This window comes from Pediococcus damnosus, from assembly GCF_001611155.1.
GTDB classification, from domain to species: Bacteria; Bacillota; Bacilli; order Lactobacillales; family Lactobacillaceae; genus Pediococcus; species Pediococcus damnosus.
This window is the reverse complement of record NZ_CP012294.1, coordinates 41,937-63,071: the sequence shown is the minus strand read 5'-3', so window position 1 is coordinate 63,071 and position 21,135 is coordinate 41,937. Positions and strand designations below refer to the sequence as shown.

General features: G+C 40.7%; 19 protein-coding genes. All 19 read left to right on the top strand.

Annotation, left to right across the window (positions count from 1 at the left end):
- Positions 1-118 precede the first annotated feature (118 nt).
- Positions 119-964, top strand: coding sequence for an aldo/keto reductase (locus tag ADU73_RS00290; RefSeq protein WP_046871495.1), 846 nt, complete (start codon positions 119-121; stop codon positions 962-964).
- The gene (locus ADU73_RS00285) at positions 965-1,414 is read left to right on the top strand and encodes a flavodoxin (RefSeq protein WP_062913057.1); all 450 of its coding nucleotides are present in this window, start codon (positions 965-967) and stop codon (positions 1,412-1,414) included.
- Between the two features lie 148 nt (positions 1,415-1,562).
- The gene (locus tag ADU73_RS00280; protein WP_046871477.1) at positions 1,563-1,955 is read left to right on the top strand and encodes a MerR family transcriptional regulator; all 393 of its coding nucleotides are present in this window, start codon (positions 1,563-1,565) and stop codon (positions 1,953-1,955) included.
- A gap of 23 nt (positions 1,956-1,978) precedes the next feature.
- A complete protein-coding gene (locus ADU73_RS00275; protein ID WP_046871476.1) occupies positions 1,979-2,629 on the top strand; it encodes an NAD(P)H-binding protein in 651 nt (216 codons plus the stop codon).
- A 72-nt stretch (positions 2,630-2,701) separates the two neighbouring features.
- Positions 2,702-4,123 carry an NAD-dependent succinate-semialdehyde dehydrogenase gene (locus ADU73_RS00270; RefSeq protein WP_046871475.1) on the top strand — a complete coding sequence of 474 codons (1,422 nt, stop codon included), beginning with the start codon at positions 2,702-2,704 and terminating at the stop codon, positions 4,121-4,123.
- Between the two features lie 150 nt (positions 4,124-4,273).
- Positions 4,274-5,584, top strand: a complete 1,311-nt coding sequence (locus ADU73_RS00265) for a replication-associated recombination protein A (protein ID WP_226996037.1) — start codon at positions 4,274-4,276, stop codon at positions 5,582-5,584.
- Positions 5,585-5,792: 208 nt separating this feature from the next.
- Positions 5,793-6,521 carry a dihydrofolate reductase family protein gene (locus tag ADU73_RS00260; protein WP_046871474.1) on the top strand — a complete coding sequence of 243 codons (729 nt, stop codon included), beginning with the start codon at positions 5,793-5,795 and terminating at the stop codon, positions 6,519-6,521.
- Between the two features lie 93 nt (positions 6,522-6,614).
- Entirely contained in the window at positions 6,615-7,973 is a 1,359-nt protein-coding gene (locus ADU73_RS00255) for an MFS transporter (protein ID WP_062913056.1), read from the top strand.
- A gap of 559 nt (positions 7,974-8,532) precedes the next feature.
- A complete protein-coding gene (locus ADU73_RS00250) occupies positions 8,533-8,946 on the top strand; it encodes an LbetaH domain-containing protein (RefSeq protein WP_226996036.1) in 414 nt (137 codons plus the stop codon).
- Positions 8,947-9,090, top strand: coding sequence for an LbetaH domain-containing protein (locus tag ADU73_RS10585; RefSeq protein ID WP_226996061.1), 144 nt, complete (start codon positions 8,947-8,949; stop codon positions 9,088-9,090).
- 84 nt (positions 9,091-9,174) lie between these two features.
- A complete protein-coding gene (locus ADU73_RS00245; protein ID WP_046871472.1) occupies positions 9,175-9,594 on the top strand; it encodes a MerR family transcriptional regulator in 420 nt (139 codons plus the stop codon).
- An 88-nt stretch (positions 9,595-9,682) separates the two neighbouring features.
- The gene (locus tag ADU73_RS00240) at positions 9,683-11,269 is read left to right on the top strand and encodes a cation:proton antiporter (protein WP_062913055.1); all 1,587 of its coding nucleotides are present in this window, start codon (positions 9,683-9,685) and stop codon (positions 11,267-11,269) included.
- Positions 11,270-11,294: 25 nt separating this feature from the next.
- Positions 11,295-11,900, top strand: coding sequence for an NAD(P)H-binding protein (locus ADU73_RS00235; protein WP_062913054.1), 606 nt, complete (start codon positions 11,295-11,297; stop codon positions 11,898-11,900).
- 31 nt (positions 11,901-11,931) lie between these two features.
- Complete coding sequence (locus tag ADU73_RS00230; RefSeq protein ID WP_046871469.1) at positions 11,932-12,306, top strand: nuclear transport factor 2 family protein; 375 nt, start codon at positions 11,932-11,934, stop codon at positions 12,304-12,306.
- A gap of 200 nt (positions 12,307-12,506) precedes the next feature.
- Positions 12,507-13,994: an FAD-dependent oxidoreductase gene (locus tag ADU73_RS00225; protein WP_046871468.1), complete on the top strand. Its 1,488-nt coding sequence runs from the start codon at positions 12,507-12,509 to the stop codon at positions 13,992-13,994.
- 445 nt (positions 13,995-14,439) lie between these two features.
- On the top strand, positions 14,440-15,369 hold the full coding sequence (locus tag ADU73_RS00220) for an aspartate carbamoyltransferase catalytic subunit (RefSeq protein WP_080945523.1): 930 nt from the start codon (positions 14,440-14,442) through the stop codon (positions 15,367-15,369).
- Between the two features lie 12 nt (positions 15,370-15,381).
- On the top strand, positions 15,382-16,650 hold the full coding sequence (locus tag ADU73_RS00215; protein ID WP_046871466.1) for a dihydroorotase: 1,269 nt from the start codon (positions 15,382-15,384) through the stop codon (positions 16,648-16,650).
- A 3-nt stretch (positions 16,651-16,653) separates the two neighbouring features.
- A complete protein-coding gene (locus ADU73_RS00210; RefSeq protein ID WP_046871465.1) occupies positions 16,654-17,775 on the top strand; it encodes a carbamoyl phosphate synthase small subunit in 1,122 nt (373 codons plus the stop codon).
- 161 nt (positions 17,776-17,936) lie between these two features.
- Entirely contained in the window at positions 17,937-21,116 is a 3,180-nt protein-coding gene (carB, locus tag ADU73_RS00205) for a carbamoyl-phosphate synthase large subunit (protein WP_062913053.1), read from the top strand.
- Positions 21,117-21,135: the final 19 nt, after the last annotated feature.

The window sequence follows — 21,135 nt, the reverse complement described above, 5'->3', positions numbered from 1 at the left end:
ATGGATCCTAATTTTTTAGGATCCATTTTTGCAGTAAAAGAATTAAAATTAATCCTTGCCTTGGAGTTCACACAAGGGTTTATGATGAGCTTGTAAATACGAAAGGAAGTTTTTAATGATGACAGTTCCAACTTTTAAATTAAATAATGGTATTGAGATGCCAGCAGTCGGTTTTGGTGTTTTCCAAATTGAAAATGGCGGTACAAAACAGGCTGTGTTAGATGCAATTGATGCAGGCTATCGTTTGATTGATACTGCTCAAGCTTATGGAAACGAAGCTGAGGTTGGTGAAGCGATTAAAGAGTCTAGCGTGGATCGCAAGGACCTATTTATCACAACTAAAGTTTGGGTCAGCTCAACTGGTTATGATGCAACTATGAAAGCATTTCAGGCATCTTTAGACAAACTGCAATTAGATTATTTGGATTTATATCTGATTCATCAACCATACGGCGATGTTTATGGGTCATGGCGGGCTATGGAAGAGCTAAAAAAAGCCGGAAAAGTCCGAGCAATTGGGATTTCTAATTTCAATGCGGACCGCTTTGTTGATTTAAATTTGCATAATGACGTAACTCCGGCAGTTAATCAGATTGAAATCAACCCATGGAATCAACAAGTGGACGAACTGGCATGGAACAAAAAAGTGGGTATTCAACCAGAAGCATGGGCCCCATTTGCAGAAGGTAAACATAACCTATTTACGAATTCTGTTTTGAGTAAGATTGGTACCGATCATAGCAAAGGTGTAGGCCAGGTCGTTTTACGTTGGTTATATCAACGCGGGATTGTTAGTTTAGCAAAATCGGTTCACAAAGAGCGCATGGAACAAAATATTAACATTTTTGATTTTGAATTGAGCCCAGCAGAAATGGACCAAATTACAGCATTAGATATGAAAGAATCAGCCTTCTTTGATCATCGTGATCCTGCTCAAGTTGAACGCTTGGGTGGCGGCCGATAAATTCATGTTTTAAAATTTAGGGAGGTTTTTAAGACGGCAGATTCAAAAGCATTAATCATTTATTTTTCAGTATCAGGGAACACAAAGGCAGCTGCGTTAAATTTGCAACAACAATTGCATGCGGATATTTATCGATTACAGCCTGAAAAAGCTTATCCTGATGATTACGATAGTCTTGTTCCGGTTGCCCAAAATGAAAAGGATAGTCAAAGCCATCCAAAATTGAGGGAGCCGCTACCAGATTTGAGTCAGTATACAAAAATTTACGTCGGTTATCCGACTTGGTGGTCACAACCACCGATGATCATTCACAGTCTATTTGAACAAGTTGATTTTAGAGGCAAAACAGTGACGGCCTTTGCAACCAGTGGATCAACACTTTTAAAGGATACCCTTGCGACAATGACTAACCTTGTTAAGAACGCTGGGGGAACTCTAGTTGAAGACTAAAAAATCGGTGTTGAATTCAGACAAGAGATTCAGCATCGTTTTTATTTTTGGTCGAAGTTAATTATTTGCTTTAGACAAGTTCTTGCCTTAAAATGGACATGAAGGTTTGGGATAAAACGTGTAATCGAATGTAAACGAAGGTGCGCAAATGAATATAAATGGTGTGAGTGAAAAATTTGAACTAACGAAGGATACATTACGTTATTGGGAACGAATTGGTTTATTACCAGAAATCAAACGTAACGAGAGTGGCTATCGCGAATACAGTGAACACGACATGAACTGGGTGTTCTATATTAAAGCGTTACGAAAAGCCGGAATGTCGATTGAATCTTTAATCGAGTTTGTAAAATTATATCGAGAAGGCAATCAAACGGTAGATTCACGCAAATCTCTATTGGTAGATCAGCGACAGGAGTTAGCCGATAAACGCTCAGAATTAAATAAAACGATTAAATACCTAGATTTTAAGATTAATCATTTTGAAGATCATACGTTAAATTATGAAAGAGAAAAGTTGGCTTATGATTCAAAAGACTAGCTAAATAAATGGAGGAATCAAAAATGAAATTATTAATTGCAGCAGCAAACGGACAGATCGCCCGCATTGTTGAGAAGCGGATTTTGAACGAATCAGCATTCAAAAATGTGGAACTCACATTATTATTACGGAATAGTCAACGGTTAAGTAATTTGGCCAAGAACCCCAGAGTAACGGTCATTGAGGGAAGTTTGGATGATGAAGATGTTTTAAACAAAGCAGTCGCGGGCCAGGACATGGTGTTTGTTGCGGTTGTGGATCATACCTTGGATAACAGTTGGACTAAGAATGTGATTCAAGCCATGAAGAAAAATGGTGTTCAGCGCCTTATTTCTACGAATATCTTAGGTCTGTACGATGAAGTTCCTGGTGAATTTGGTCGTTGGAACAAGCAAAGTGTTATGAGTGGGTTACAAGCAGCCATTAATTCAGATAAATTACTGGAAAAATCTGGCTTGGATTACACCACGCTCCGTTTACCATGGTTGAATGATCGTGATGAAGTTAAGTATGTCATTACGCATAAAAACGATCAATACAATGGTGTCTCTGGTTCACGTCAGAGTATTGCCGACGTTGTTTTGAAGATTGTGGCTGATCCTACGGTTGGGTCTAAAGATAGCTTGGGAATTGCTGATCCAGCAACTCAAGGTGAAGACCGGCCAGTTTATTAAAGAAATAGTTAGTTAAGAAAGTTTTATTTAGGTTATTTAAGTAGCTCAAAAGTTACTTATGGAGGTGTTTTTATGGCATATGCAACAGTTAATCCTTATACAAATGAAGTTGTTAAAGAGTATCCAAATGCAACGGCTTCAGAAATTCAAAAGGCTCTTGAAAATGGAAATGATTTATTCAAACGCTGGGAAAAAGAGCAACCAACACATCGGGCAGAGCAATTGCATGAAATTGCTAAATTGTTTCGGCAAAATCGGGATTACTTAGCTAAGGCAATGGTTACTGATATGGGAAAACTTTATCGTGAGGCCCAAGGCGAAGTTGACCTTTGTGCAATGATTGCTGACTATTTTGCTGACCATGGTGCCGATTTATTGGCGCCTACTAAAATTGAAACGGTTGCGACCGGGGATGCTCAAATTCAAAAACATCCGCTAGGAGTTTTGATGATGGTAGAACCATGGAACTTTCCGATGTACCAAATTATGCGTGTTTTTGCGCCTAACTTTATGGTTGGCAATCCCATGATTTTGAAGCATGCTTCCAATACACCTGGTTCAGCAGTTGCTTTTGAAAACATGATCAAACAATCTTCAGCACCTGATGCAAGTTTACAGAATCTCTTTTTAAGTTATGATCAGGTTGCTGAAATCATTGCGGACTCACGGGTTCAGGGAGTTGCCTTAACCGGATCTGAGCGAGGCGGACGAAGTGTTGCTAAGACGGCTGGTGAAAATCTAAAGAAAAATACGATGGAACTGGGTGGTACTGACGCGTTCATTGTTCTGGACGATGCCGATATCGATAGTGTAACTGATATTGCCTGGCGAGCTCGGTTATACAACGCTGGACAGGTTTGCACGTCATCAAAACGGTTTATTGTTGCAGCAAATTTGTATGATAAGTTTTTAGCAAAACTCAAAGAAAACTTTGCGAACGTCAAACCTGGAGATCCAATGGATAGCCAAACTACCTTAGCGCCCATGAATTCTAAGCGGGCCAAGGATAAGTTACAGGCTCAAGTTGATGACGCGATTGCCAAGGGAGCGACATTATATTATGGCAATGAAAAAATTGATTTACCAGGTCAATTTTTCCAACCAACCATTTTGACAAATGTACAGAAAGATAATCCAGCTTATGCACAAGAAATGTTTGGTCCGGTTGCACAAGTTTATAAAGTTAACAGTGACCAAGAAGCGATTGATTTAGCCAATGATTCCGATTTAGGATTGGGCGGCATTGTTTTCAGTGGCGATCCTAAACGGGGCACCAAAGTAGCTAGTCAAATCGAAACTGGAATGGTGTTTGTTAATAATTTCATGGTCTCGTTACCTGATTTACCATTTGGTGGGGTAAAGAATTCCGGCTATGGGCGTGAAATGAGTAGCTTGGGATTGAATGCTTTTGTAAACGAACAACTGATTGTGACCACCGACAAACCGAATATGAATAATTTGGCCGGTGGCTTGGTTGCAACGGATCCAAAGTAAAAAGAATTAGAATTATAGTTGAAATTAGCGAGTAAATTTCATTTGAATAATTATATTAAAACACTCTTTGGGGTGCTTTTTTAGTTTCATAAAAATTAAATGAAGGTGTTAATATATAAAGGTAGCAAAATATTAAGGAAGTGATCCATTATGTCCTCAGAGTCAATGTCACTATTCGGTGAAAACCATATTCACCAACCCTTGGCAGATGCGATGCGCCCGCAAAAGCTTGATGAGATTGTTGGGCAACACGAATTATTAGATGCTGGTCAACCACTCCGGCAAATAATTGATAAAGGAATCGCCATTTCGCTTATTTTATGGGGTCCACCTGGCACTGGCAAGTCCACGCTTGCGTATGTCATGGCAAAAACACTTAAATTACCTTTTGAAAAATTTAATGCCAGTACTGAAAACAAAGCAGTTTTACAAAAGTTTGTGAGTAAATATCCAAACGAGTCATTTGTTTTACAATTAGATGAAATTCACCGATTAACAAAACCAATTCAAGATTTTCTGCTTCCATACCTAGAATCGGGGCAGATTTTACTTGTTGGAACAACTACAGAGAATCCAGTGATCACGATTAATCCAGCCATTCGTTCGCGGTGTCAGCTATTTGAGTTCAAACCAGTGACAGCGAACGATGTGGTGCCAGTTTTGCAACGAACTAGTCAAAAAATTTATCAGTTTGATTTGGCAGAAGATCTGGCCTTAATGATCGGTAATTCTGCTAATGGTGACGTTCGGGTTGCTTTAAATATTTTGGAAACGCTAGTGGCGATGCACGGGAAAGAACTCAGCCATGAACAGATTGCGGAATTTGCCAAAAATCAGCATTTTGTATTTGATAAAGATTCTACAAATCATTATGACTACTTGAGTGCTTTTCAAGATTCAGTTGGTGGTTCTGATACAGATGCCGCTTTATATTACTTGAGCGTTATTCTTAATTCCGGTGATCTCGAATCGGCTGTCCGTCGAATCCGTGATCTTGCATATATGTTCATTGGATTAGCCGATTCACATGCCGTTGACACGGCGATGATTGCCTGTCAGACGGCACTTCAAGTCGGGTTACCGCGAGCGAGTACCCACCTTGCATATGCAACGATTACCTTGTGTTTAGCGCCTAAATCAGATTCAGCAGTGATGAGCTATAATCTTGCTAATGAAGACGGTAAGGAATCCAATCAGTTGCATAGGATGCCAAGTTATTTACGAGATGCGCATTATAAACACTCTGTTGAAACAACGGGTGGTGGCGATATGCTTAATCCATTTGACCAACCACATCAAATTGCTAAACAACAATACTTACCTGATAATTTGATTGATCGTCATTACTACAAGCCTCGTGAGAATAAAAGGGAACAGGCCCTTAATCAACGATATCAAGCATTACGACAATATATTTATGCACCACAATCAAAACAAGATAATAAAGATAATCATGAATAACTGAAAAATAGCAGAGTGAAGCAGGATAGAAATTCTCAATATATGGGAATTTTTATTCTGCTTTTTTAGATTGCCTAAAAGGCATAGTGTACTTTAATTTAAGCATTAGACGTATAGACTTATTGATCGTAGCATAGTACTTGTAATGATTAATAGTGATTCAAAAATTAAACAAATGAATTTTTTAAAGAAAAGGGAGAAATTAAAAATGGATAGACCTTATATTTTTTGTCATATGGCAACAGCATTAGATGGGAAAATCAGTGGACCGTATCATGGTGCAGCGGGACCTGAGGCTGGCCAATTATTTTATCATTTAGCTTTTGAGAAAGACGGTTTTTATCAAAACCAAGGATGGCTTTCTGGCCGGACAACGACCGATGATAATTTTACTTTTTACAAGAAACCGATTCTGGATGAGTCGGCACCGAAAGTTCCAGCCGGAGATTTTGTGATTCCAACTGAATTTTCAAAATATTATATTTCTATTGATCCTCATGGACGTTTGGCTTGGCAATCAAATGAGCTAATTTATCAAGACACGCATGCGCAGGTCCTTGAAGTTTTGACGGATCAAGCTAGTAATGCGTATAAAGCGTTTCTACGAAAGAAACAAATTCCGTACATTATTGCAGGAGATCAAAAGTTAGATGCAAAACTTGCCTTGAAAAAACTAAAAAATTTGTTTCATCTGGAAACGGTCATGTTAGGTGGCGGTGCAGTCTTGAATTGGTCTTTTATTCAGCAAGGCTTGTGTGATGAAGTCAGTTTAGTTGTGACCCCAGCAGCAGACGGAACTCCTACAACTCCTGCATTATTCGAAGCTCGTGAAGGTTTGTCTGATACAACCCCAGTAACTTTTACGTTAAAAGGAGTGCAGACAAAGAGCAATGTGGTTTGGTTACGCTATTTGGTTAATCATAAGCAAGATAATTAAAAAAATAAAACTTTTTTCAAAAAAAGCTTGCCTTGCAGTTACTGCAACCCTCTATACTTCGTAATTGTAATCAAATAAAGGAGATCAGCAAACATGCAAACTAAATTTACAAAGTATGAATTTTCAATTTTATCAATTGTCTTGGTTAGTTATTTTATGACCGTTTTAGATGTTTCCGTTGTGATCACGGCGCTCCCAAAAATTCAGGACGATTTACATTTATCAACGGCAAACTTAACTTGGGTACAAAACGCCTATACAATTATTTTTGGTGGGTTGTTATTACTTGGTGGTCGGCTTGGCGATATTGTCGGTCGTAAACAAATTTTTAATATCGGTTTGATTGTCTTTGGGTTAGGCTCACTTTTAGTTGGAATGGCCAATAGCTCAATGTGGATGATCATCGCTCGTGGGTTTCAAGGTGCGGGAGCTGCCGCATTGGCACCATCCACATTAGCTTTATTAATGGATAGCATTCCGGCAGGTACGAAACGGATTCGAGCGGTGGCTGATTATGGAGCAGTTGCTGGAATTGGAGCTAGCGTTGGTTTAGTGATTGGTGGATTGTTTGCCAGTTTGTTAAGTTGGCGTTATGCCTTTTTCGTCAACGTTCCGATTGCAATTGTAATGTTTATCTGGGCGACTAAAGCAGTTCATGCAACTAAACCACAGAAAGGGTCATTTGATGGAATTGGTTCCATTCTTTCATTGCTTGGAATGGTAAGTTTAGTCTACGGAATCTTATTAGTTTCAACTAGTGCGACTGCTTGGGTTTGGATTCTTGCAGCAGTTATCCTATTAGGTTTGTTCGTCGTTCGCAAAGTCAAAGTGGCTCAACCAATTATGCCATTACGGGTCTTTAAAAATAAAGAACGAACGGGGGCCTATTTATCACGAATGTTATATTTAGGTGCCATGATGGCATTTTGGTTCTTCATCACACAATTTCTGCAAGAAGTTTATGGCTTTTCGCCATTGATGGCAGGGCTGGGATTTTTCCCAATGACCGTTGCTAATTTTATAAGTGCTTTACAAGTATCTAAACTCACAGCAAAGTTTGGAAACGGAATGACTTTAGTTGGCGGACTTGTCTTCACAATTGCCGGAATGTTATGGCTGAGTTTTGCAGGAAGTGGGAGTAATTATGTGGTTGCTGTTGCTTTACCCATGATCTTAATTGGGATTGGCCAGGGAGCTGCCTTGAGTCCCTTAACAACTGCTGGAATTGCCGACATTGTGCCACGAGACGCCGGAGCTGCATCCGGAGTTGTTAACGTTGCGCATCAAATTGGTGGTTCAATTGGTTTAGCTATTTTAGTAGTTCTCAGTACAACAATTGGGGGAACTGCATTGGTCGCACGGACAGCTTTGGCCTTGCGAGGTGGCGTCGTATTTCTCATTATTGCTTTAATTTTAACTTTAGTTTTGATTGTACCGAAGAAAGCAAAATAAAATAACAGATCTAAAGGTTGAAAGTACAAAAATAACTTTAATTACTGTTATTGAGCAGTTTAGTCCACCGAAATTAGATTAATTACCGTTCTACGGCTTCCCTGGCCTGGAACGGGGTGGGCACGATTTGAAGCCAAGCAGATCACTTGTCTTCAAACTCGACCTTTATCTAAGCAAAAATCGCTAAGATAAATTTCACCCCTGAGGCCAAAACGCCTCCGAACTGGGGAAGTCGTTGTCTTTAAATACTTTGCATAAACATTGCCATAACAATTTTTGCGTTAAATATAATTAGTTTTAAAACTAGTAACCAGTCTGGAAGCAAATGGGCTCAGTAGTGTCGTTTATCTTAACGATTCATCGTTTAGATAAAGGTCGAGCTTAGAGATGTGAATTTCAGCTCTAAGTCGTGCCCACTACGTTCCGGCCCAAATTTGCTGGAAGACGGCATTTTAATCTAATTTTGTTACCATGAACGTTTTTGTATCAAGCAATTGGATGTGATTTTTTACTTTCAACCTTTAGTAACAGATTTAAAATTTTGAAAAGGGGCTTCATTATGAGTGTGTTTGAAGATTTAAAAAATGGCATGGCTTATGATATTCGGGATGCAAATTACCAAAAGGAAGTTCATGGTGAAATTGACCGTGCGGATCATCTGTGTTTTGAAATTAATCAAACTGATCCAGTCGAAAAAGAAAAATTACGCGATTTAGAAAATCAATTGTTAGCTAATCAAATAACCGATGGGACGTATTTTACACCACCATTCCATATTGATTGCGCAAATCGGGTAAATTTAGGGAAAAACGTTTATGCTAATCACAGTTTAACCATGATGTCACTTGGTACAATCACGATTGAAGATGGTGTGATGATGGGACCGGATGTTGGTCTTTATACTGTCAATCATGAACCTAAAAATATTCGGGTTGTTAAAACTGGTGAGATTCGGATTAAGAAGAATGCCTGAATTGGCGCAAAAGTCAGCATTTTGCCTGGGGTGACCATTGGTGAAAATGCCATTATTGGCACTGGTGCTGTGGTAACTAAAGATATTCCGGATAATTCGATTGCAGTTGGTGCACCTGCTAAAGTGATTAGAATTTTAGATTAGGACTTGTGTTAAAGTGCACTTTGAGGTTTAGAGTAGAGGCAATTCTTAAGTAAGCTGCAATTTTGAATATGAGGAGGCAAAAGAATGAATATTAAAGAAGCTAGTGAAAAAACGGGGGTTTCGTCGGCAACCATTAGATACTATGAAAAAGAATCTTTAATCCCCACGATTGATCGCAGTGAAGTTGGTAATCGAGAAATTGATGATCGCATTATTCGTCGGATTAATTTCGTGAAACAAATGCGAGCAGCCGGGATGAGCATTGAAAATTTACGGCGATATATTGAACTGTTTGACGATCAAGAAGATACGACCAAAGCTGAAATTAGTTTGTTGAAAGAACAAATGGCCGCAATGGAAGAAAAGCGGGACGACTTACAGGCAGCCATTGATCATTTACATTTTAAGTTGGATCATTTCTATGATCATGTGCAGTCTAGTGAAGAAGAGTTGCGAGCTCTTGAACGCGAGCACCAAGACAAGATTAAGCATGATAAAGATTAGGACGATCTTTTCTTCGGCGAAGATGAAAAATTGGTATACTAAGGATGAAATGAAGGACTAATTTGGTTATTGAAGGGGAGTTTTCATCATGTCTTTACTATTATCATCTTTTGTAATCCTGATTGCTGTGGCAGCCAGTGATATTATCGCGAAATCTGTTCCGCACATATCGAGTACTTATATTAATTTATTGATGGGAATTGTTTTAGGACTTATCCCCTTTACAAATCATTTAGTACTGGATTTTAATGACGAAATCTTTATGGCATTTATTATTGCACCACTATTGTTTTTTGAGGGGCAATCAACCCCAGCCTTACTAATTAAACGAAAAATTAAGAGTATTTTAGGAACCGCTGTGGGACTGGCAGCTGTTTCTGCGATCGTGATTGCGTTAGTTGTGCATCAAGTTTTTGCGTTGGCCATTCCCGTAGCTTTAATGATTACAGCAATTAGCACGCCAACGGATGCCACTGCATTTGATTCGGTAATTGAGGGACGTACGATTGACGAACGGATTAAAAAAAGCTTGAAATTGGAATCTTTATTTAATGATGCGACAGGAATTATATTGCTACAGGCGGCTTTCCTGTGGTTACAAACTGGTCAAGTTGCGTTTGGCAAGAATGTCTTATCATTTTTCTATTCCGCTGGTGGTGGGATTATTGTTGGTGCCATTTTAAGTTTGATCGTGATGGCATTCCGCCAGTTTTTGGTTCGATCTTCTGTAAATGTCATTTCTTCACAAACATTAATTTATCTGTTGACGCCGTTTTGTATTTACTTTATTGCCGAAGAAATTGGCGTATCAGGAATCATCGCTGTTGTCACTGCCGGATTGATTCATAATAGCGAAACAACTCGAAGTCGTTTTTCATCGCCACGACAAATGCACCTCGGCTTGGAGTTGGTAAATTTTGCCAACAACGTCTTAAACAGTTTTGTATTTGTTGTTTTGGGACTTAGTTTGGAACGAATTGTGATGGAACAGCGACAGAGTATGGAAAACTCGATGAGATGGCTTGGAATTGGTGTTTTGGTCTACGTTGGCTTACTAGCAGCGCGTTATGTGTATGGACGTTTCTTTATCACTGATCGAACTAATCGAAGTGCTTGTTTATTTGCGCTCGGTGGTGTTCATGGAACGGTCACCCTAGCAATGACATTTTCAGTTTTAAGTAATGGTGTTTCGCAAGCCCTTTTTAACGAGGTTGTGTTGATTGAAACTGTGGTGATTATTTTAAGTATGTTGGTACCCACCCTTATTTTTAAAGCAATTTTACCAATTGATGCAGATGCTTTGAATAAAAGCGATCAGTTGAAAATTCTGCGAAATGAAATGGTCATTGTAGGAATTCAGCATGTGAAAACCATGAACTTGAGTGAAAAGGTTTGTGAAGTTGTTATTTATGATTTACGGGATCAAGTTCAAAAAAATACGATGAAGGCATTTTTCCGACAATGGCAATCGGTTACTACGGACAAGGCGACTTTAACAAGTATTCAAAGTGTTGATCAGCGGCGCGCATTAATGCAGGCATTTGATGCGGAGCGAGCTTTTCTATATGATCTGGCAAAGAATCATATGGTGAATTCTGAATATATTTATGATATTTTTAGTGAAATTTTGTTATCAGAATCGTTGGTATTAGATCCACAGAATCAAGTTATTTAATTAAAAAATTTAAGGAGAAAAAATAATGGCAAATATTTTAATTATTGGTGCAACTGGTTCAGTTGGTAGTGTGACGCGGAATTATTTTTTGGAGAATACAACGGATCAGCTAACTTTAATGGCTCGCAACACGAGTCGATTAGGTAAATTGAATGAACAACGGGAGAAAGCAGTGACTGGCAGTGTAACCAATACAGCGACTTTAATGGCGGCTTTAAAAGGGCAAGATGCTGTATTTGCAGCTTTAAGTGGTAATCTAGGCTCAATGGCCACTTCATTGGTCAATGCAATGGATCATTCAGATGTGAAACGCTTGTTGTTTATTACATCGATGGGGATTTATAATGAAATTCCCGAGTCAGTTGGGGCAAGTGGTAATCTGGCTTCTAATCCGGTCTTACAAAACTATCGCGATGCAGCAGATGTGATTGAGGCTTCTGATCTAAATTACACAGTCATTCGCCCAGGGTGGTTTGACAATGGCAATGATACTGATTATCAAGTGACTAAGAAGGGTGAACCTTTTGGTGGTCATAATGTTTCAAGGGCAAGTATCGCTGATTTAGTTGTCCGGTTGGCGCATGATCCAAAATTAGGTTCCCGTGATAGTTTGGAAATTAATCGAAAATAAACGTTTTAATTTAAGAAAAAAGGGACTAAAGATGAACGAACAAGATAAAAAGTTAATCACACAACTTTACCGTGACCATAATCGATATATGGTGGCTGGTGATACTAAGAAACTTGGAGCGCTGTTGGCCGATAATTTCCATTTAGTTCATATGACCGGGATGGTGCAAACTAAGGCAGAATGGTTAGGCCAAATTGACAGCAAACAAATGAACTATTTTTCTTCAACTGAAGAACATGTCGAAATTAAAGAAGAAAGGGGCAATAAGGCAACGTTAATTGGCCAAAGCCAGGTCGATGCCAGTATTCATGGCAGTCGAAACACGTGGCCATTACAATTGAACTTGCATGTGGAAAAATTAGCTGACGGTTGGAAAATTATGAACATTGATGCTGAAATGTATTGAATAAAATAAATAGCGAACAATATAAATTCTATCAAAGGGAATCTTTGATGGATTTTTTTATCAAAAAAATTCGAGTGCTTAGACCTAATCTAGCAGTGTTTGAATCAAAAGGATTAGAACAATTTAATTTAAAGTATGCTGTTAGGAGTACACTAGTACCGATCGACAAACAAACTTTTATAAAAGGGAGATCTTTGGACATGAAAGCAGATGTAGTGATTGTCGGAGCCGGAGCGGCAGGAATTGGTGCTGGAATTACTTTGGCTGAAGCGGGTAAGCAAGTTATCTTACTTGAAAAAGGTGACAAATTCGGGGGTGCAGGAATGTTTGGTGCTCAGGGTTTGTTTGCGGTTGAAAGCAGTCAGCAAAAAGCAGTAGGTAGTTCTTTTACTTTAAAACAAGCATACCAAGAACTTATCGGTTACACCCATTACCGTTCCAACACAGCATTGACGAAAGCAATTTTGTCCAAATCGGCCTCCACAATTGATTGGCTCAGTGACCATGGTTTAAAAACAGAATTAGTTAAAAATACCCAAGAGGTCCACCAAGACCATCCCAAGGTTTATCATCAATATATTGATAAATTTGCGGGCTTTGACCGTTTAATGGCCAGTTTCAAAGCTCACGGTGGACAGCTACTTTTACAAACTGCCGGCGTGGAAATTATTCGTGAACAGGATCAGATTGCCGGTATTAAAGTTGTCCAAAACAAGCACGAATTTATGATTACATGTTCAGCAGTGATTGTTGCCGATGGCGGATTTATTGGTAATCATGAGTTAGTGAATAAACATTTGACGATTAACCCAGAAAATCTTTACAGCATGGGCGAACGGAAAGCGACTGGCGATGGTATTAAAATGTTGGCTCAGTTAGGTGCAGATACGCGTCATCTTGGCGTGTTTGAAAATCATGCCGCTTCAGTAATTTCGCCACATGATTCTAAATGGCATAATTCAACCATTTTCACATTGACTAATTTGCCATTCTTGTGGATTGATCAGAGTGGCAAACGGTTTGTGGATGAAAGCGTGTGTTATGATTTTGCGCTTTGGGGTAATATCACCTATACGATCGGGGGAGCTTACTACTTTATTTTGGATCAAGCACTGGTTGATGAATTGTCCGATCAAGCATTAGAGTGGACAGATTCGTTTGAACGGACTTTTGTAAGTTTGGCACACAAACCAATGACTCATAAAGTCGGGCCATTTCCACAAATTGATGTCGATTTAGAAGAAGCAATTGCAAAAGGCGCAGGTTTCAAAGCTGAAGATTTAGCTGAATTAGCTACTAAGTTACATATGTCGCAAAAAATTCTTATGCAAACTGTTGATCGTTATAATACCCAGATTGAACAAAAAGAGGATTTCGATTTTTATAAACCTACCAAGTTCATGCGTTTTTCTGTCAAACAGGGACCGTTTTACGCAATTAAGGCGCGTTCCACTTCGTTAGGAACAATTGGCGGTATTGAAACCAATGACCAGATGGATGTTTTGAAAGCTGATAAAAAGCCAGTTAAAGGGACTTTTGTGGCTGGTAACAATGCTAGTGGCATGTACGACACTTCTTATCCAACCTTAGAAGGAATTAGTTGTGCGTTTGCTTGGAATTCTGGGCGGATTGCCGGCGAATCAGCAATTAAATTGTTGAACGAAGGCTCTGAAAGTTATTATGGTTAAACGTTATTTAGCTATTGACTTAACCTGGTCGGACGTCCATACTAACCAGTAACAGAAATGATCTTTAATTTAGTCCCGTGAGGCTAAGAATGATCTCGGTAAAAAGTATGAGGAGGTCTCTTAGCCAAAACGGTTGAGAGATCTTTTGTTTGTACTGTAAACGTGCTTAAAAAGGCAACTTCTTCCGCTTAGCTACAATAACCAAAAGATTCTCAACCCGAATCATTTGGTTATTTAGGCTAATGCTCGGAAGTCAAACGCCTTTTTAAGACACTCTAACTAAATATAAAGTAGCTGAACCATTTAATTGTTTCCTGAGAGAGCAAAACGGTGCAGTAAGGTCTTTGCAGAATCACGCAAAGAGTCTACCCGCAAACTAAGTGCACTTGATTGATCAGAAAACGATTAATCAAGTGCTTTTTTTGTACAAGAAAGGATGGTAAAAATGACACTCACAAATCTAACTCAAGCCAATTTAGTCACGATTGATCAAATTAATTCAGCAGATGCTCTCGCTTTAATTAAAGAGGCCCAGGAATTTAAAGCCGGTAAACAAGTTGTTTTGAAACGACCAGCGTATGCGATAAATTTATTTTTTGAAAACTCTACCCGAACGAAAACTAGTTTTCAAATGGCGGAAATGAAATTAGGGATGCAAGTTTTAAACTTTGATGTTTCAACCAGCTCAGTAAAAAAAGGCGAGTCCTTGTATGACACCCTAAAAACGGTTGAGTCAATTGGCGTTAACATCGCGGTAGTTCGCCATCCTCAAACTGATTACTATCAAGATTTGCTTGATTCGCATAACTTAAAATTGGGATTGGTCAATGCCGGCGATGGCTCCGGTCAGCATCCTTCCCAATGCCTGCTTGATATGATGACCGTTTATGAACAGTTCAAGCAATTTAAAGGTTTGAAGGTTTTGATTGTTGGCGATATTCGTCATTCACGAGTGGCACGCTCAAATGCCGAAATGTTGTGGCGGTTGGGTGCCAAAGTTTACTTTGCGGGTCCAAAAGCTTGGGCCGATTCCCAGCTTGAAAAATATGGTCAAACTGGCAACTTGGAACAATTACTTCCCGAAATGGACGTGATTAACTTGTTGCGCGTGCAACACGAACGGATTAGCGGGGATGCCAATGCCAGCTTTAGTGCTGAAAGTTATCGCCAACAATTTGGTTTAACTGATGAGCGCGCACAACAGTTAAAACCAAACGCCATTATTTTACATCCAGGTCCTGTTAATCGGGGTGTAGAAATCGACGATGACTTGGTTGAAAGCAAGCATTCCCGAATTTTTGCACAGATGGAAAACGGCGTGTTTGCGCGAATGGCGATCTTGAGTCGTATCCTGCGCTACCAAAAATTTTTGTAGGAGGTTTCACGAATGTCAATACTACTTAAAAACGGACAAGGTTATGTAGACCAAAAATTGACCAAGTTAAATATCTTAATTGAAAATCAACACATCACAGATTTAAACAGTTCAGTTACCTCGGCTGACCAAGTGATTGATTTACAACAAGCGCTAGTAACTCCGGGCCTAATTGATGTCCATGTGCATCTGCGTGAACCGGGGTTTACCAATAAAGAAACTATCAAAACGGGTAGTGCTGCGGCCGCGCACGGCGGATTCACCACGATTGGGGCCATGGCCAATTTGAACCCCACGCCAGATACTCCGAAACGGTTTACCAACCAACTGGACTTAAATACGAAAGGTTCTGTGAAAATCAAACAGTATGCGCCGGTAACTCGTGATCGAAAAGGAGCCGCAGTAGTCGACTTTAAAGCTTTAAAGTCTGTCGGAGCGTTTGCGTTTAGTGATGATGGGGCCGGCGTTGCAGACAGCCAAGTTATGTTCACGGCGATGCAAAAAATGGCAGATTTAAACATGCCTCTTTGTGATCATGCGCAAGATATGCAACTGACCCAGGGTGGGGTAATCAATGCTGGATCTGCCGCTCAACGTTTAGCGGTTCCAGGTGTGAATAAGGTGAGCGAAACGGCCCAAATTGCCCGCAATCTAGTGTTGGCCCAAACAACGGGTGTGCATTACCATGTTTGCCACGTTTCCACGAAAGAAAGTATTGAGCTCATTCGAATTGCAAAAAAATCGGGTGTCAAGGTGACTTGTGAAGTTACACCGCATCACTTGCTATTGGATGACACGATGATTGCGCAAGATGACGCCCAATTAAAAATGAATCCCCCGTTGCGCAGTGCTGAAGATCGGATGGCATGTGTCGCTGGCCTGATGGATGGCACAATTGATCTGATTGCAACGGATCATGCGCCACACACGGATCAGGAAAAACAACAGGGATTCCTGAAATCGCCAAATGGCATTGTCGGCTCGGAAACAGCCTTTGCCTTGCTGTATACCAAATTTGTAAAAACCGGCATTTGGTCATTAAACAACTTAATTGGATGGATGAGTATCGCGCCAAAAAGAGTTTTTCAATTGACCAATGTGGGGCAATTAAAACAAGGTGATTTAGCAGACATTGCGGTCTTTGATTTAAACCACAGTGAAAAAATTGATGCTGCTAAATTTTTATCAAAAGGGCATAATTCGCCGTTTATCGGTCAACAGGTGTTTGGCAAGACGATTTTAACACTGGTTGATGGTCAAATTGTCTATCGGAGGGGTTAACACATGGCAAAAAGATATTTAGTTTTAGAGGATGGCAGCACGTATGAAGGAACGGCGTTCGGTGCTGAGGACACCGGGGTTGGTGAATTAGTTTTTAATACCGGCATGACCGGCTATCAAGAATCTATTACCGATCAATCATACAACGGCGAAATTTTAATGTTTACATATCCGCTGATTGGCAATTATGGAATTAATTTTGACGACAATGAATCGGTCACGCCTACTACGGCCGGTGTCGTTGTCCATGAAGTAGCCCGACTGGCCAGTAACTGGCGCAATCAAATGAGCTTAGATGAATTCTTGAAACAGCACCACATTCCCGGGATTTCCGGATTAGATACCCGCGCCATTACCAAAAAAATTCGAGCCCACGGGACCATGAAATCTGTCCTCGTGAATTCGATAGCTGATGCCGAAGCAATTTTGGCACAAGGAATGAAACCGGCGCCGAAGGATCTAGTTTTAAAAAGTACCACAAAAAATGGCTATCCGAATCCCAACACCGGTAAACGAATTGTGGTGGTTGATTTTGGCTTAAAACATAGTATTTTACGCGAACTAGCAAAGCGTAACTGTAATGTTGTGGTGATGCCGGCGACGGCCACCGCGGCCCAAATTTTGAATTATAAACCAGACGGCGTGCTCTTAAGCAATGGACCCGGAGATCCAAAAGATGTGCAGGGAGCCGCGACGATGATTCGGACGGTTGAGCGGACCGTTCCCTTGTTTGGCATCTGTCTGGGCCATCAATTATTTGCCCTCGCAAACGGAGCCGACACTTTTAAAATGAAGTTTGGCCATCGCGGCTTTAATCATCCAGTGCGCGAAATTGCCACGAATCGGATTGACTTCACCGCGCAAAATCACGGCTATGCGGTGGCAGCTGATTCGGTCGCAAACACCGACTTACTGGTGACGCATGAAGAAATTAATGACCAAACCATTGAGGGACTGCGGCATAAAAAGTATCCAGCCTTCTCAGTTCAGTTTCATCCGGACGCGGCGCCGGGTCCCCATGATGCGAGTCATTTATTTGATGAGTTTTTAGAATCCATTACCAGTTATCAACGAGAGCCAGTCCGACTTAGCGCTTTAGCGGTTAGCTCGGATGGACATCCGTAATGAGAATAAAATTTTGCGAAGGCAAAATAGCCATTAATTACGAAAAGGAGCCAGTCCGACTTAGCGCTTTAGCGGTTAGCTCGGATGGACATCCGTAGTGAGAATAAGATTTTGCGAAAGCAAAATAGCCATTAAGAATTGAAAAGGAGGGACTGATCAGCATGCCTAAACGTCAAGATATTCATAAAATATTAGTCATCGGATCTGGGCCGATCATCATTAGCCAAGCGGCTGAGTTTGATTATTCCGGGACCCAAGCTTGTTTAGCGCTTAAAGAAGAGGGTTATGAAGTTATTTTGGTTAATTCGAATCCGGCCACAATCATGACGGATCCTGAAATTGCCGATCGGGTTTACGTGGAGCCTTTAACCCTGGAATTTGTGAGTGAAGTGATTCGGAAAGAACGTCCCGATGCGATTTTACCCACAGTTGGTGGACAGACCGGCCTGAACATGGCGAAACAGTTGGATGAAGCCGGTGTTTTAAAAGCCTTCAAGATTGAATTGTTGGGAACCAGTTTGAAGTCCATTAACCAAGCCGAAGATCGCGAACAATTTAAAGAACTCATGGCCAAGCTTGGGGAACCGGTGCCAGAATCCAAGACTGTAACCACGGTTGAAGAAGCACAGGTTTTTACGAAAACGATTGGCTTTCCCGTCATCATTCGCCCGGCCTATACGTTGGGCGGCACTGGAGGTGGCATCGCGTATAATGCGGACCAACTGACTAATATTGCGGAAAACGGGTTGGACTTATCGCCCATCACCCAAGTTTTAATTGAACGAAGTATTGCCGGTTATAAAGAAATTGAGTTTGAGGTGATGCGCGATCACAATGATAATACGATGGTCGTTTGTTCAATGGAAAACTTTGATCCGGTGGGCATTCATACAGGGGATTCAATTGTCTATGCCCCTGTCCAAACGCTCTCGGATCGTGAATATCAAATGTTAAGAGATGTGTCGTTGCGGTTAATCTCGGCTTTGAAAATTGAGGGTGGCTGTAATGTCCAATTGGCCTTGGATCCGAACAGTTTTCACTATGACATTATTGAAGTGAATCCCCGGGTGAGTCGGTCTTCAGCGCTGGCTTCAAAGGCAACTGGTTATCCAATCGCCAAATTAGCGGCTAAAATTGCGGTGGGGTTAACCCTAGATGAAATTAAGAATCCAATTACGCAAACCACTTATGCGGCTTTTGAACCCGCTTTGGACTATGTGGTCTGCAAGATTCCGCGTTGGCCATTTGATAAGTTTAATCACGCTGATCGTTTGTTGGGAACTCAGATGAAAGCGACTGGCGAAGTGATGGCGATTGGCCGTAACATTGAAGAGGCCACGCAAAAGGCGGTTCGGTCATTAGAAATCGGAATCCATTCGTTAAGTTTACCGGAATTAAAGACAGTGTCGGATCAGGAATTAACGGATCGGTTAGTGCATGCGCGTGACGATCGTTTGTTTTGCATTTTTGAAGCCTTAAAACGGGGATGGACGCCCGGAGAGATCCATGAATTTACAAAGATTGATTATTTTTACTTAGATAAACTGGTTCACATTCTTGAAATTAAAACTCAGTTGCAACAAAAGCCTAATGATCTGGCAACTCTGAAACTCGCCAAGGAAAATGGGTACACGGATGAAGAAATTGGGACATTTTGGCAAAAAACGGCCGATGAGATCCGTGCACAACGAAAAACGAATCAGATCTGGCCGGTTTACAAAATGGTCGACACTTGTGCAGCCGAGTTTGAATCGCAAACACCGTATTTTTATAGCACTTACGAAACTGAAAATGAAAGTTTAAAAGATGATAAACCGTCCGTATTGGTCCTTGGCGCTGGACCGATTCGAATTGGACAGGGCATTGAGTTTGATTATGCCACCGTTCACTGTGTCCAAACCTTAAAAGAAGCTGGTTATGAAGCAATTATTATGAATAACAATCCAGAAACAGTCTCAACTGATTTCTCAATTTCTGACAAACTATATTTTGAGCCGCTCACTTTAGAAGATGTATTAAATGTGATTGACCTGGAACAGCCAGTTGGCGTGATTGTCCAGTTTGGTGGACAAACAGCGATTAACCTGGCGGAACCTTTGGCAAAACACGGCGTTAAAATATTAGGCACGGCAGTTAAGGATGTCAATCGGGCAGAAGATCGGGATGAGTTTGATCAAATTATTCAAACTTTAAAAATTCCGCAACCATATGGAGCCACGGCAACCACGAACGAAGAAGCCTTAACCGTGGGCGCTAAAGTAGGGTATCCGATGTTGGTTCGTCCGAGTTATGTGCTCGGGGGCCGCGCCATGGAAATCGTCCATAACATGCAAGAATTGAAACATTATATGCAGGCGGCCATTAAAGTTTCGCATGATCATCCCGTCTTGCTTGATCGGTACGTAACAGGCAGAGAATGTGAAGTGGATGCAATTTGTGACGGGGAAACGGTTGTGATTCCAGGAATTATGGAACATATTGAACGGGCTGGAATTCATTCCGGCGATTCAATGGCTGTGTACCCACCGCAAACATTTTCGCAATCCGTCAAAGATCAAATTGAAAGTGAAACTATCAAATTGGCACATGCGCTTAAATGTTATGGTCTGATGAATGTTCAATTCGTTATTCACAATGAGGAAGCTTACGTAATTGAGGTTAATCCGCGTGCGAGCCGCACTGTTCCATTTTTGAGTAAAACGACCAAGATTCCCATGACACAGTTGGCTACGCAAGTGATTATGGGTGAAAAATTGGCCGATTTAGGCTATCAAAATGGCCTGCAACCAGAGTCGAAACTCGTTCATGTGAAAGCGCCAATTTTTTCCTTTAGCAAGTTGAATGATGTGGACAGTTTACTGGGACCTGAGATGAAGTCCACGGGTGAAGTGATGGGAACGGATCAAACGTTTGCCAAAGCGCTCTACAAAGCGTTTGAAGGCAGCGGTTTGCATTTACCTGCTCATGGCAATATTTTGATGACGGTGAGTGATGACGAAAAGCCAGAGGCCGCTAAATTGGCGAAACAATTATCGCAACTTGGGTTTAATCTTTACGCCACGGGCGGGACGGCAAATTATTTGCAGGAACATGGTATTTTTGTTGAACAGAAGGTCAGCAAATTAAGTGATGATGCCTGTGAAATTACGAGCTTGATTGATAATCAAACCATTCAGTTGGTTGTCAATACCATTGATGATAACTCAAGTTCAGTTAATGATGGGGCGAAGATTCGAGCATTGGCGATCAGTCATGGCATCTTAGTCTTTACCTCATTGGATACGCTATCAGCAGTCGTAACCATGTTAATGAGTCAGGCGTATGAAGTTACCGCAATTTAAATTAAATGGAGGAATTATC